Here is a 14,130-nt window from a genome sequence, read left to right as displayed (position 1 = left end):
TATGAAGTGCTTTTTTGTTTAAATGATTTTGGCGCTAATAGCTATATTTTTCAAAAACTTTGTAACTTGCCACTTCAAATTTACAGTTATAATTTTGTCAAGCTGAACTTGTTTCAGTTTCTAAACAATTCAACAGTTTAATACCTTAGCATTAAGATTGATATCAAAAGACACCATAGAAAAAGTATTTGAAACCGCCCGAGTTGAGGAGGTTATTGGTGATTTTGTACAACTCAAACGTGCAGGAAGTAACTTAAAAGGATTGTCTCCGTTTGTGAACGAGAAATCGCCTTCGTTTATGGTTTCTCCAGTAAAGCAAATTTGGAAAGATTTTTCATCTGGAAAAGGCGGAAATGCCGTGACTTTCTTAATGGAACACGAACATTTTACTTATCCAGAAGCTATCAAATATTTAGCAGTAAAATACAATATCGAAATCGAAGAAACGGTTCAGTCCGATGAAGATGTAGCGCAAGCCAATGAAAAGGAAAGTATGTATTTGGTTTCCGAATTCGCTCAGAAATATTTTCATCACACTTTATTAGAAACCGAAGAAGGAAAAGCCATTGGGTTATCCTATTTTAAAGAAAGAGGTTTTACTTCCGATACAATTAAGAAATTTGGTTTAGGATATTCACCAGAAACTTGGGATGCTTTTACTAAAGAAGCACTCGGGAAAGGTTATAAATTAGAATATTTAGACAAAACCGGACTTTCCATTGTTAAGGAAGACAAGCAATTCGACCGATTCAAAGGTCGTGTGATGTTTCCGATTCAGAGCATGAGCGGTCGTGTTTTGGGTTTTGGTGGTCGTATTTTGACCAATGATAAAAAAGCAGCAAAATACCTGAATTCGCCTGAAAGTGATATTTACCACAAGAGTAAAGTTTTATACGGAATTTTCCATGCGAAGCAATCTATCGCTAAGCTGAATAATTGTTATTTGGTGGAAGGGTATACCGATGTTATCCAAATGAATCAGGCCGGAATTGAAAATGTTGTGGCTTCATCTGGAACAGCTTTAACGCCCGATCAAATTCGCCTAATCAATCGTTTAACGCCAAATATTACGGTTCTTTTTGATGGTGATGCTGCCGGACTTCGAGCTTCGATTCGTGGTATCGATTTGATTTTGGAAGCAGGAATGAACGTAAAAGTATGTACGTTTCCTGATGGAGATGATCCAGATAGTTTTGCTCGAAAAACGTCTTATGAGGATTTATTGCACTATTTCGAAGATAATGCGAAGGATTTCATTCAGTTCAAAGCGTCTTTATTGATGCAAGAAGCAAAGAATGATCCAATTAAAAAAGCAGATTTGATTCGCGATATGGTCATCAGTATTTCTAAAATTCCAGACCGAATTAAAAGAGAAGTATATATTAAGGAATGTTCTAGAATCATGGATATTTCCGAAGATGTGCTTTTTAATACGTTAGCGCAATTAGTCAAAAAGGATTTATCAGAAGCTAATAAACAATACAAAGAGGAGCAAAAAGCTTTTGAAGTTGTTAAGAATGATATTTCGCAGCCTACAGCTAAAGTTGATATTCAGTACGAATTAGAACATAAAATCATCCAAATTTTATTGTTGTACGGAGATAAAGAAGACACCTTTGAAGATACTATTTTAGCTCAAAATGAAGATGGTGAAATGGTTGAAGTTAAGGAGCAAAATAAATATAAAGTATACCAACGTATTTATCTGAGTTTGCAAGAAGATGAGGTAGAATTGGCTAATCCAGTTTTCAAAGCAATTTATAACCATTTGATTGCTTACTATAATGAAAATGAAGCTTTTGAATTGGATAAATATTTGATGCATCTTCCAGAAGAATTAGCGCAAGAAGTTACCACGGTTCTTATGAATGAAGAGCGCGAAGTGTTACATAACTGGGAAGTACAGCAAATTTATGTAAAACAGAAAGAAGCCACCATAAGCCAATACGTAACCGAAACGATTATCACATTGCGCTGGTATTTGGTCAATAATATTATCGACGATTTGAAAAATAATGTTTCAAACGAAGAGCAATCTGATAATTCAGAAACATTAGAAATGGTAATGGCTTACTTGGGGCTTACGCATATTTTTTCTAAAAGCTTAGGTCGAGTTTTATCCAGATACAACTAAATTACGTCTAAATCTTTCGCTTTTTTCAATAAATCTACAAGGTTGGTTACATTTAATTTGGCTAATAAACGCAACTTATATGTGCTGATTGTTTTTTCATCCAAACCTAAAATTTGAGCTACTTCTTTGTTTTTCTTACCATCGTTTAGGTAACGAAGTACTTCAATTTCTCTAGTAGATAATTTTTTGAACAAGCGTTCCGATTTTTTTCCTTTACTCAGCATTTCTATGCTTTTCTTAACGGTTTCACTGAAAACAACTTTTCCTTCCGATACTTTTGCAATTGTAGCTTCTAGTTCTTTTAAATCACTTCGTTTAGAAACATAGGCCGAAACACCAGCTTTGATAGCTGTTGGCGCATACATTTGTTCGGAAACGTTAGTAAAAAGTACAATTTTAGTTTCGGGAAAATCTTTCAATAAACTTTTAATATCTCTAATACTAGATAGACCTTCTAATTCAACATCAAGAAGGAGGATGTCATAGCGTTTATTATTTAAAACATTAAGTAATGACTCTAAGTTTTTAGCTGATGCTACAACTTCCATTCTGCTGTTACCTTGAAAATACGATTGTAATCCTTGGGATACAACGGGTAAACTATCTGCGATACATATTTTAATCATAACTAAAAAATTACATTATTCATAATATACTCTCAAAGTTACTAAAAAAAATGTAATTACTTGTTAATTATAAATATAAAAATTAAATATTTTTAGGAATTTCACAGATCGGAATCGGTTTCATCTTGTGTTGATTGATTGTATTGAGTCTTTTGAAGATTTTAAAAACTTCAGCTTCTCTTCCTGAAAAATCTTCCACGGTTTTGCCGTTTTCTATTTGAGTCATGGCCCATTCTAATTCATCATAATTCGCGCCTATTTGATCTTCATCGCTTCGGTCATCACCAAACAAACCATCTGTTGGTTTTGCTTTTAAGATGCTTTCAGGTACTTCTAAATGTTCAGCTAATAATCGTACTTCGCTTTTTACTAAATCTGCAATAGGACTAATGTCAACGCCACCGTCGCCATATTTTGTAAAAAATCCTACACCAAAATCCTCAACTTTATTTCCAGTTCCAGCTACTAATAATCCGTGAATTCCAGCAAAATAATACAAAGTAGTCATGCGTAAACGAGCACGTGTATTGGCTAATGATAAATTCAAAACGGCTTCATTATCTGAAGAAGGAACTTGATTTTTAAATGTTTCAAAAATGGGAGTCAAATCGGCTCTTTCATTAAAAACATTTGGGAAACGTTTTTTTAATTGGTCAATATGTTCGTTGGCTCTATTTACATGGCTTTCCGCTTGATGTATTGGCATTTCGACACAAAGTGTTGGTAAACCTGTCTGCGCGCAAAGTGTAGAAGTTAATGCGCTGTCAATTCCGCCCGAAATTCCCACAACAAAACCCTTTACTTTTGCGTTAGTAGCATAATCGAGTAACCATTTTACAATATGTTGGTTGATTTTTTCGGCTTGGAACGTGTTAGAATTTGTCATTTTTTTATGAAAATTTATTAGTCGATAACTGTATATTTGCAAACCAAATTAGTTTTGATAAAAATATAAAAAATACGCTATATGAAGCAATTATTATTTGTCCTTGTTGCGATTACTTTATTTTCATGTAAAGATGATAGTAAGGTGGAAGAAGCGGTAGCTAAAATTCCAATTGAATTTAAAGTTGAACGTTTTGATAGAGTTTTTTGGACTTCAAAACCCGAAGATTTGCAAAAAGTTAAAGCACAATATCCTTATTTTTTTCCATCACATATTCCAGATTCAACCTTAATTAATAAATTAAAAGACCCCTTGTTGAGAGAGCTTTATGGGGAAGTGCAAATGCAATATCCTGAACTAGGAAAAATTGAAACTGATTTAGAAAAACTATTTGCTCATGTGCAATATTATTTTCCAAAAAACAAAACGCCACGCGTAATCACGTTAATTAACGAAGTAGATACAGAAGGCAGAGTTTTTTACACAGATACATTAGCTTTGATTTCTTTAGATTGTTATTTAGGAAAAGACCATCGATTTTATGTCGATTTTCCAGAGTTTAAAAAGCCAGAAATGGAACGAAATCAAATTTTGCCAAATTTAGTTACTAGTTTTTGTTATGGAAAAATCGCTTCACCAACAGATAGAACTTTATTGTCTGCTATGATTTATTATGGAAAGGAATTATATATGAAAGATAAATTAATCCCAGATTATTCGGATGCTGATAAAATAGGATATACAGATATGCAAATTAAGTTTTGTCAAGAGAATGAATATTTCATGTGGAGTAATTTAGTTGAGAATAAATTATTGTTTGATTCCAATCCTAAGAATGAATTGCGATTTATAAAACCGGCACCATTCTCAAGGTTTTATATAGAAATAGATAACCAAACCCCAGGAAGAGTTGGTCAATGGCTAGGATGGCAAATTGTAAGAAGTTATATGGAAAACAATGATGATGTAACTTTAGAACAATTGTTAGCAATGGATGCTAAAACCATCTTTGATAACTCAAAATACAAACCAAAGAAGCAATAAATATGAAAACATCAGATATAAAAATCACCGTAGGTTTAGACGAAAATAACGTTCCTGATAAATTGTTATGGACAGCACAAGATGGCGGAATTGAGCAAGAAGAAGCAAAAGCTTTATTATTATCTGTTTGGGATAGCAAAGCAAAAGAAACACTTCGTATTGATTTATGGACTAAAGATATGCCAGTAGACGAAATGAAGCAATTCTTCCACCAAACTTTAGTTGCAATGGCAGATACATTTCAACGCGCTACCGCCGATGAAAAAATGTCGGATACGATGCGCGATTTCTGTGATTACTTCGCCGAAAAAATGGATTTGAAAGCATAAAAAAAGTCGCTAGAAATAGCGACTTTTTTGTTAAGGTTTGCTGTTTTTTCGTTTGAATAAATTTTTACTCGGATAAAAATTGATACCAAAACTCCAATAACTATTATTGATACTATGTTTTGAAACAGTATTTTCAGAAACGTATAGGTTTTGAGTTGTGGTTGTGCTTTCAAACAAACTTCCAGGTTCGTAATGATATAATATGTAAGGATTAATTAAAACATGTTTTGTTTTAAATTCCATTCCAATAGTTCCATTGATTCCAAAATAAAACTCACTTTCTTTAGAGTTTCCATTTTCAGTATAACCGATTTCGGTACCATCTTCATCTATAAAAAATAACAATCCAGATATTGGGTCTTCAGGATAAAAGAGTATTTCAGGTCCAATACCAAGGTAAGTATTTAGTTTTGCTTTTTGTGTAATATATAAATTAAAAGTTGAATTTAATTTTAATTGACTAAAACCATAAAGTATAGTTTCCGATTTATAACCTAACGGGTCAGGAATATCTTCTCCTTTAAAATTAGATTTATTTGTTAGGTTATAATTTCTTAACTGTAATGAAAAAAGTATATTGTATTTTGGTTTTGTGATTTTATAGTTTAAACCAAAATTAAAAGTCATGATATCTTTATATTCATAATCAACAGCGTTTTTCTCATTTTCAGTACTGAGAAAATCACTACTTAAGTTGATTCCAAAACTATAGTATTCAGTTCTGTTTTCTTGAGCATTAGCTTTACTTGTAATAGCATTTGTAAACCAAAGGCTTACAAATGCTATCAGAATTTTTTTATTGAATTTGACCATCAAAATAATCGATTTTTTTAATTACGTCATTTCTTCTTTTGTGAACCCCTGATAATTGGTTGTCTAAAACTCTAAAATACATATCGGATGGTCCTTTGTGTTTCTTTTTTACCTTACTTCTTTTTCTAGTTTTTAATTCAGTTAAATCTCTTAAAAAACCACATTCTCTCCAATCAGCGAAATAATTTAATCGATTATAACTTCCTTCAAATCCTGCTGTAAGTGTCGTTTTGCCTCTAGTCCACACACCAGCTTTTTTTCTGTAGTATTTAGTTTTAGATTTAATTTTACTACTTTTTGAAGGGCCTGGGGCTCCTCTAAAATCTTTCATTTTATCAACAGTTTTAATTCGTGTTTTACTGCCAGTTCTGAAATATTTTCTATGTGTAACACCACCTTTACAATCAGGTGCTTGCGGGTTTTCAGTAGTTTTTTCATCAAAAACTTTTACATTTGGGTTTTCATTAGGGACAATACCAGTGGCATTTATTTGCTGTAATGCTTGAAAGTCGTTATTGTAAACTTCAATGTAGCCCCACTCAAAAAACTTATAAATAATATAACCATCCTCTTTGCTTCCAATTATAACTTCAGCTCCTTCATTTAATAATACTCTTTCAGAATCTTCTTCAATAAAGTGGTTGTCAGGGTCTTGGTTTTCATCCCATTCTCCATCTCCTTGCAGTGCAAGCCAATTTGTTTCCATGTCAAAAATCTTTCTCCATAAAGAACAAAACTTTAAATCATTTTCAAATTCTCTTAGAGGTAAATCCTCATCAAAACCTATGGATTCGCCATATGCTTCATACTGTTCGTCTGTTAATAATGGGTCAGCGCTGTTTTCAAATGCATCACAATGTACATCGATAACATCGTCAATTTTGTCAATTGTTAAATAATATGTTTCCCAGTCTGGAAAAATAAGAATGTTGTTTTCACAACTACTACTTAAGCCATTGTCAATAAAGGTAGATTCTACATTTTCATATAAAGAACTTTGTCTTTCTGCTATTGTAGTATCAGAAATTTTGTTTTCTTTTGACAGGTCATTGCTTTCACAGGCAAAGAATAATCCTGTTACTAAAATTAAAATTTTTTTCATGTAAGTTTGATAAGTTTTTAAGAATTAAAATTTGTTATTATTTAATGTCGTTTAACTAAAACATATTCGACGTTGGGTTATCAGCCTCTCTTTTTTGATTTTTTGATTTTTTTAATTTTACTTATCAAAGTTATTGAACGTTAATTTATTTCAGTTACAGATTTTCTGTACATTTTCAATTATATTTTTCAGTGTTTATTGACTTTTTTATTTTTTTATTGATGGTTTAGTAAAAATAAAAAGCATAAAACCTAATTTTATCTACTTTTAAACAAACCCATTATCTTTAAAAATATCTTCATTAATTTGACCGATATACTCTAAAATCCCTTCTTTTCCTTTGGCTTCCAAAGATGAAGTTACAAAATATGGTGGCATTTCAGCCCAATCTCCAGCTAGTAATTGTTTCTTGTAAGCTTCCACATGATTGTTGACTTTGTTTTTTCCAAGTTTATCCGATTTGGTAAAAATAATCGCAAACGGAATTTCGCTTTCGCCTAAATATTCCATGAATTCCAAATCAATTTTTTGAGCTTCTAATCGAATGTCAATTAAAACAAAGGCGCAAACTAATTGTTCTCTTTGCTCAAAATAATCCATAATAAATTGTTGGAAAACGGCTTTAGTTTTCTTAGAAACTCTTGCATAACCATAACCTGGTAAATCCACTAAAAACCAATTGTTGTTGATTTTAAAGTGGTTGATTAACTGTGTTTTTCCTGGTTTTGATGAGGTTTTGGCCAAATTTTTATGGTTCGTCAACATGTTAATCAAAGATGATTTTCCTACATTGGAACGACCAATAAATGCGTATTCAGGTAAGCGGTCTTTCGGACACTTATCTACTTCTGAATTACTAATTACGAATTCGGCGGTATTAATTTTCATATGCTATAAAATAAAATTCCCCAAAAAGGGGAACTATTATAAATTCTTCTTTTGTAACCAATCAAACAAAATTTGATTGAATGCTTCTGGATGCTCCATCATGGCAGCGTGCCCACATTTGTCAATCCAAAATAACTCCGAATTTGGTAATAATTTATCAAACTCTTCTGCAACATTTGGCGGTGTTACTTTATCATTTCTTCCCCAAATAATACATGTTGGTGTAGTCATTTTTGGTAAATCTTTTGCCATGTTATGACGAATAGCACTCTTTGCAATTGTTAAGGTTTTAATCAACTTAATTCTATCGTTAACTGTTGCAAAAACTTCATCAACAATTTCTTTTGTTGCTATTTCTGGATTATAAAAAACGTCTTCAGCTTTCTTTTTGATGTATTCATAATCACCACGTTTTGGATAACTTTCACCCATTCCGCTTTCATATAAACCTGAACTTCCAGTAATTACTAATGCTTTTACAAGTTCTGGATACATTTTAGTAAAATACAATCCAATGTGTCCACCTAACGAGTTTCCGACAAGAATTACTTGATCAAATCCTTTATGAACTACAAAGTCTTTGACAAACTTGGAAAAGGCTTTGACGTTGGTTTTTAAAATATTTTGCGTGTAAATTGGTAATTCAGGAATCACCACTTTATATCCTTTAGGAGGAAAAAAATTAGCCACACCATCAAAATTACTTAGGCCGCCCATTAAACCATGAAGTATGATTATTGGAGTTCCTTCGCCAGCTTCAAAATAGGTGTATTTTTTTTCTTTTCTTAACATAAATTCCACTTAAGGTATTAGTTCTAATGATTGACAAATATACTATTTTATTAAAGAATGAAAAGAAAAATTTAACAGAGTTGTTTTTAAACTTTTACAGCTTGTAAAATGTTAGTTATCAACAATTTTAATGGTTTTTTACTGAAAAAGGATGAAATATTGAATTTTCATTTTTCTACATGAATTCTTCTTAATTCTTGATTTTGCAAATATTCTTTTGTTAAAAGTGGTAAAGCAACTTTTGAAATCTAAAAACTTATTAACAAAGTGGTAGTTTGTGGTAAAAAGTGGTAAAATTTTTCTAAATTTGTCCTTATTCTAATCGAAATAAAAAGTTGAAAACATTAATCGGAACATACGAATGTAAAGTAGATGCCAAAGGAAGGCTGATGCTACCTACGTCGCTAAAGAAACAATTGGGTTCTTTAGAGGAAGGTTTCGTGTTGAAACGTTCGGTTTTTCAGCCTTGTTTGGAGTTGTTTCCAATGAGTGAATGGAATAAAATGATGTTGAAAATCAATAAACTAAATCGTTTCAATAAAAAGAATGACGATTTTATTAGAAGATTTACAGCAGGAGTTAAAATGATAGAGATTGATGCAACAGGGCGACTTTTAATTCCGAAAGATTTAGTGATTTTTGCTCAAATTGATAAAGATATTGTGTTGAATTCGGCTATCAATATCATCGAAATTTGGGATAAAGATAAATACGAAAATGCGATTGAAAACGCTACTGATGATTTCGCAGATTTAGCAGAAGAAGTAATGGGTAATTTAAATGACGACGAAGATGGAATATCATAATCCAGTATTGTTAAAAGAAACAGTTGATGGATTGAATATTCATCCTGATGGAGTGTATGTGGATGTTACTTTTGGTGGTGGCGGACATTCGAGAGAAATTATGAGTCGTTTAGGAGAAAACGGAAAATTATTCGCTTTTGACCAAGATTTAGATGCTTTGAAAAATGCTATTGATGACGAGCGATTTACTTTAATCAATGAAAATTTCAGATTCATAAAGCGATTTTTACGTTTTCACGGAATTAAGCAAGTGGATGGTATTTTAGCCGATTTAGGTGTTTCATCACATCAATTTGACGTTGCTGAACGTGGTTTTTCAACTCGTTTTGATGCGGAATTGGATATGCGAATGAATCAAAAAGGCGATATCAGTGCTTATCATGTGGTTAACGAATACGATGAGCAAGATATTGCAAGAGTTTTGTTTGATTATGGCGAATTAAAAAACGCAAGAGCTATGGCAAATGTAATCGTAACAGCTCGAAAAGATAAAGAAATTAGGAATTCTGACGAATTAAAAAAAGTGCTGGCTAAGTTTTTGCCAGGACATAAAAGCAATAAAATTTTAGCCCAAATATACCAAGCCATTCGTATTGAAGTCAATCAGGAAATGGATGTGCTAAAAGAATTCTTAGAGCAATCATTAGAAATTCTAAAACCAGGCGGAAGATTGAGTGTTATCTCATATCACTCATTAGAAGATAGATTGGTAAAGCGTTTTGTGAAAAACGGCATGTTTGAAGGTGAGCCAGAACGTGATTTCTTCGGGAATTTTGAAGTTCCTTTTAAAACCATCGAAAAACTAATCGTACCATCAGAAGAAGAAATTGCAATCAACAATAGAGCAAGAAGCGCAAAATTAAGAGTAGCGGAAAAAATATAACAGAATGAAAGACGGAATTTACAGTTTATTAAAAGCCAAGTTTCTTATTAGTGATGACGCTCTTAAGAACTGGAAGTTCATTGTTTTTCTTGTGGTTCTTGGAATGTTTGCTATTGCAAATAATCATCAATACGATGCAAAAAATTACCGAATCACCGAATTAAATAATCAAGTTAAAGAATTGCGTTCAGAGTTTGTAGATCGTCGTTCTGAATTGATGAAATTAAAAATGGAATCTACGGTAGCTAAGAAAATGGAAACACGTCAAATTCTGCCTTCAGAAGTGCCTCCTGTAAAAGTTGTTGTTGAAGATAAAGAAAGTAAAAAAAGTTTTTGGGATAAATTAAAAATATGGCAATAGAAGATAAGAAAATATCGTATCGCATGTATTTTGTAGCTGTTATGTTTTTCATAATGGCTGTATTTATTTTGATTAAACTGAACAATATTCAATGGGTTGAAGGTAATTATTACCGAAAATTAGGAAAAGAAAGAACGGTTAAGAATTTTCCAATTCCAGCCAACAAAGGAAATGTTTACTCGGCTGATGGAAGTTTGTTAGCAACATCAATTCCAGAATACACTATTTATTTTGATGCGGTGGCACCTACACCAGAATTGTTTAAAGAGAATGTTCAAGGACTTTCTGATTCACTATCGGTTATGTTTGGAAAATCATCCGGGCATTATCAAGCGAAACTACAAAAAGCAAGAGCTAATAAAAGTCGTTACGTTTTCATTGCAAAAAAGTTGAGTTATACTGAACAAATGCGTTTGAAAACTTTCCCAATGTTCAATAAAGGTGCGAACAAAGGCGGATTGATTATTGAGCAAAAAATTGTGAGAGAACATCCAATTGGATTAGTAGCAAAAAGAACCATTGGTTACGAACGTTCAAACGAAGATGGAAAAGGTTTAGAATATGCTTTTCGCGATTACTTAAACGGAAAGAACGGGCATCGTATGATGCAAAAAATTGCTAAAAATCAATGGAAACCAATTAGCGATATCAACGAGAAAGATCCTCAAGATGGTTACGATATTATTTCTACGATTGATGTTTACATTCAAGATATAGCGCACCATGCTTTATTAAAACAATTAGAGTATTACAGTGCTGATCACGGATGTGTAGTGGTTATGGAAACCAAAACGGGTCACATAAAAGCGATTTCAAATTTAGGAAGAGCAAATGATGGTTCATATTATGAAACACAAAATTACGCTATCACTGAATCTCACGAACCAGGTTCTACTTTTAAACTAGTAGATTTAATTGCGGTTTTAGATGATAAAAAAGCAGATACAAGTAAAATTTATGATTCAAAAGGCGGTATAATCGAATATTACGGTCGTAAAGTAAGAGATTCAAAACCTGGTGGTTATGGTAAAATTTCTCTAGCAAGAGGATTTGAGTTGTCATCGAATACAGTTTTAGTACAATCGGTTTATGACAGTTATAAAAATAATCCAAAGCAATTTGTAGATAGAATCAACAGCTACGGATTGAATAAGCCTCTAGGTTTACCAATAAAAGGTGAAGGAAAGCCAGTTATTCCACAACCAGGAACAAATCGTTGGTCGGGAGTAGCATTACCTTGGATGGCGTTTGGTTACGGATTATCAGTAACTCCATTGCAAACTTTGACATTATATAATGCAGTTGCAAATGATGGAGTAATGGTAAAACCAATTTTCGTTAGCGAAATAAAAGAATGGAATAAAACCATAAAAAAATACAATACCGAAGTTATCAATCCGAAAATCTGTTCACAAGAAACATTAGATAAAGTACAAGCCGTTTTAGAAAATGTAGTAAAAAGAGGAACAGGTTCTAAGTTGTATTCGAAAGATTTTTCAATGGCAGGAAAAACAGGAACTGCTCAAGTAAATTATAAAGACAAATCGAAATTATATTATGCTTCATCTTTTGTAGGTTATTTCCCTGCGGATGAACCTAAATATTCTTGTATCATCGTGGTTCATAAACCAAATGTTGCCGCTGGATATTACGGAGCCGATGTTGCTGGGCCAGTTTTCAAAAGAATCGCACAAAAAATATTTACTGATTCTCCATCAACAAATCATGTGAAAAATATCGATGCTAAAGTAGTTTCACAAGAGAAAAGCTACGCAGAATATTATAAGAAAGCAGAAAAGGAAGAGCGAGTTGTTCCAAATGTAAAAGGAATGGAAGGAATGGATGCTGTAGCCTTGTTAGAAAATTTAGGGTTAAAAGTAAAAGTAATTGGTGTGGGAAGAGTGAAAAAACAGTCACTAACATCAGGACAAGCTTTTAACAAAAACCAAACTATCATAATCGAATTATCGTGAAGCAATTAAAAGACATATTATATAAAGTAGGAATTGAAGCAGTTCATGGAGCTACCGATATTACTATTTCAAAAATTGAATTCGATTCAAGAAAAATTGAATTGAACGATGTTTTCGTAGCTATCAGAGGAACACTTTCTGATGGTCATGACTATATTGAAAAAGCATTAAGTCTAGGTGCTGTTGCGGTAATTTGTGAAGAATTTCCAAGTGTAATTGTAAACGGTGTTACTTATATTAAAGTAAAAGATTCTAACGAAGCTTTGGCTTTTTTAGCAGCTAATTACTACGAAAATCCTTCTGAAAATATAAGATTAGTTGGTGTTACAGGAACTAATGGTAAAACAACTATTGCTTCTTTATTATACCAATTATTCAAAAAAGCTGGTTATAAAGTAGGATTATTATCAACTGTTAAAATCATGGTTGACGAACAAGAATTCAAAGCTACGCACACAACTCCAGATTCATTGGCGCTAAATTTTTATTTAGATCAAATGATTCAAGAAGGTTGCGAATTTTGCTTTATGGAAGTTTCTTCGCACGGCGTTCATCAAAAAAGAACGGAAGCGTTGCGTTTTGAAGGTGGAGTTTTCACCAATTTATCACATGATCATTTAGATTACCACAATACGTTTGCTGAATATCGCGATGTAAAAAAATCATTTTTTGATAATTTACCTAAATCAGCTTTCGCAATTACCAATATCGATGACAAAAACGGATTGGTAATGCTTCAAAATACAAAAGCTAAGAAATTAACTTATGCTTTAAAATCGTATGCCGATTACAAAGCACAAATCTTAGAAAACCAATTATCTGGATTATTGCTAAAAATCAATGATAACGAAGTTTGGGTAAAATTAATTGGTTCTTTTAATGCTTATAATTTATTAGCCATTTACGGTGTAGCAGTCGAATTAGGAATCGAAAAAGTAGAAGCCTTGCGTTTACTTTCAGAATTAGAAAGTGTTTCAGGGCGTTTTCAATTTATTGTTTCCGATTCAAAAATTACGGCTATTGTAGATTATGCTCACACACCAGATGCATTGGAAAATGTATTAAAAACGATTGAAGATATTCGTACAAAAAACGAACAATTGATTACAGTTGTAGGTTGTGGTGGCGATAGAGATAAAACCAAAAGACCAATTATGGCTAACATTGCTTCAACCATGAGTGATAAAGCCATTTTTACATCAGATAATCCAAGAACCGAAAATCCAGAAACGATTATCGAAGAAATGGAAAAAGGAGTAGAACCTCAAAATTTCAAAAAAACAGTTTCTATTTTAGATAGAAAGCAAGCCATCAAAACCGCTTGTCAATTGGCAAATCCTAACGATATTATTCTTATCGCTGGGAAAGGTCATGAAACCTATCAAGAAATTAATGGAGTCCGTCACGATTTTGACGATTTACAAATAGTTACTGAATTATTACAACAATTAAACAAATAAAAGCCAACAATTAACCTTTAAAACTAAGCAAAC

Annotated in this window: 14 protein-coding genes; 8 read left to right on the top strand and 6 right to left on the bottom strand. The window is 32.3% G+C overall.

Features of this window, described 5'->3' with window-relative positions:
* Positions 1-157: 157 nt before the first annotated feature.
* Positions 158-2,134 (top strand): DNA primase, encoded by a 1,977-nt coding sequence (gene dnaG, locus AAEO58_RS00510; protein ID WP_341681047.1) that lies wholly within the window; start codon positions 158-160, stop codon positions 2,132-2,134.
* On the opposite strand, the gene AAEO58_RS00505 is transcribed toward dnaG, so the two are convergent.
* Both AAEO58_RS00505 and nadE read right to left on the bottom strand, forming a co-directional pair.
* Entirely contained in the window at positions 2,131-2,760 is a 630-nt protein-coding gene (locus tag AAEO58_RS00505) for a response regulator (protein WP_341681045.1), read from the bottom strand. The two genes, dnaG and AAEO58_RS00505, sit on opposite strands and share 4 nt — an antisense overlap.
* Positions 2,761-2,842: 82 nt before the next feature.
* Complete coding sequence (gene nadE, locus AAEO58_RS00500) at positions 2,843-3,646, bottom strand: NAD(+) synthase (RefSeq protein WP_341681043.1); 804 nt, start codon at positions 3,644-3,646, stop codon at positions 2,843-2,845.
* A gap of 81 nt (positions 3,647-3,727) precedes the next feature.
* On the opposite strand from nadE, the gene gldB reads away from it, so the two are divergent.
* Together gldB and gldC are read left to right on the top strand one after the other, a co-directional pair.
* A complete protein-coding gene (gene gldB / locus AAEO58_RS00495; protein WP_341681041.1) occupies positions 3,728-4,690 on the top strand; it encodes a gliding motility lipoprotein GldB in 963 nt (320 codons plus the stop codon).
* A 2-nt stretch (positions 4,691-4,692) separates the two neighbouring features.
* A complete protein-coding gene (gene gldC / locus AAEO58_RS00490; RefSeq protein WP_133608197.1) occupies positions 4,693-5,019 on the top strand; it encodes a gliding motility protein GldC in 327 nt (108 codons plus the stop codon).
* Positions 5,020-5,049: 30 nt separating this feature from the next.
* Here the strand turns inward: gldC and AAEO58_RS00485 are convergent, their stop codons facing one another.
* The 4 genes from AAEO58_RS00485 to AAEO58_RS00470 all read right to left on the bottom strand — a co-directional run bounded on the left by AAEO58_RS00485 (position 5,050) and on the right by AAEO58_RS00470 (position 8,614).
* Positions 5,050-5,835, bottom strand: a complete 786-nt coding sequence (locus tag AAEO58_RS00485) for a hypothetical protein (RefSeq protein ID WP_341681039.1) — start codon at positions 5,833-5,835, stop codon at positions 5,050-5,052.
* Positions 5,816-6,934, bottom strand: coding sequence for a hypothetical protein (locus tag AAEO58_RS00480; RefSeq protein ID WP_341681037.1), 1,119 nt, complete (start codon positions 6,932-6,934; stop codon positions 5,816-5,818). Before AAEO58_RS00480 ends, AAEO58_RS00485 begins: the two co-directional genes overlap by 20 nt.
* A 267-nt stretch (positions 6,935-7,201) precedes the next feature.
* Entirely contained in the window at positions 7,202-7,822 is a 621-nt protein-coding gene (yihA, locus tag AAEO58_RS00475; RefSeq protein WP_133608195.1) for a ribosome biogenesis GTP-binding protein YihA/YsxC, read from the bottom strand.
* Between the two features lie 36 nt (positions 7,823-7,858).
* Positions 7,859-8,614: an alpha/beta fold hydrolase gene (locus tag AAEO58_RS00470; protein ID WP_133608193.1), complete on the bottom strand. Its 756-nt coding sequence runs from the start codon at positions 8,612-8,614 to the stop codon at positions 7,859-7,861.
* A gap of 335 nt (positions 8,615-8,949) precedes the next feature.
* Between AAEO58_RS00470 and mraZ the strand changes: the two genes are divergently transcribed.
* From mraZ to AAEO58_RS00445, 5 genes are read left to right on the top strand one after another with little or no spacing between them, the layout of a single operon-like run.
* Positions 8,950-9,420, top strand: a complete 471-nt coding sequence (mraZ, locus tag AAEO58_RS00465; RefSeq protein ID WP_341681034.1) for a division/cell wall cluster transcriptional repressor MraZ — start codon at positions 8,950-8,952, stop codon at positions 9,418-9,420.
* The gene (rsmH, locus tag AAEO58_RS00460) at positions 9,395-10,303 is read left to right on the top strand and encodes a 16S rRNA (cytosine(1402)-N(4))-methyltransferase RsmH (RefSeq protein ID WP_199757208.1); all 909 of its coding nucleotides are present in this window, start codon (positions 9,395-9,397) and stop codon (positions 10,301-10,303) included. Before mraZ ends, rsmH begins: the two co-directional genes overlap by 26 nt.
* 4 nt (positions 10,304-10,307) lie before the next feature.
* Entirely contained in the window at positions 10,308-10,664 is a 357-nt protein-coding gene (locus AAEO58_RS00455) for an FtsL-like putative cell division protein (protein ID WP_133608187.1), read from the top strand.
* Positions 10,655-12,637, top strand: a complete 1,983-nt coding sequence (locus AAEO58_RS00450) for a penicillin-binding protein (RefSeq protein ID WP_341681032.1) — start codon at positions 10,655-10,657, stop codon at positions 12,635-12,637. Before AAEO58_RS00455 ends, AAEO58_RS00450 begins: the two co-directional genes overlap by 10 nt.
* Positions 12,634-14,097 (top strand): UDP-N-acetylmuramoyl-L-alanyl-D-glutamate--2,6-diaminopimelate ligase, encoded by a 1,464-nt coding sequence (locus AAEO58_RS00445; RefSeq protein WP_341681031.1) that lies wholly within the window; start codon positions 12,634-12,636, stop codon positions 14,095-14,097. The genes AAEO58_RS00450 and AAEO58_RS00445 overlap by 4 nt, the downstream gene beginning before the upstream one ends.
* The last annotated feature ends 33 nt before the right edge of the window (positions 14,098-14,130 follow it).

The sequence above is a fragment of the Flavobacterium helocola genome, from assembly GCF_038289885.1.
In the GTDB taxonomy this organism is placed as follows: Bacteria; Bacteroidota; Bacteroidia; order Flavobacteriales; family Flavobacteriaceae; genus Flavobacterium; species Flavobacterium cheniae.
The sequence above is the reverse complement of the archived record's forward strand: the minus strand, read 5'-3'. Positions and strand labels throughout refer to the sequence as shown.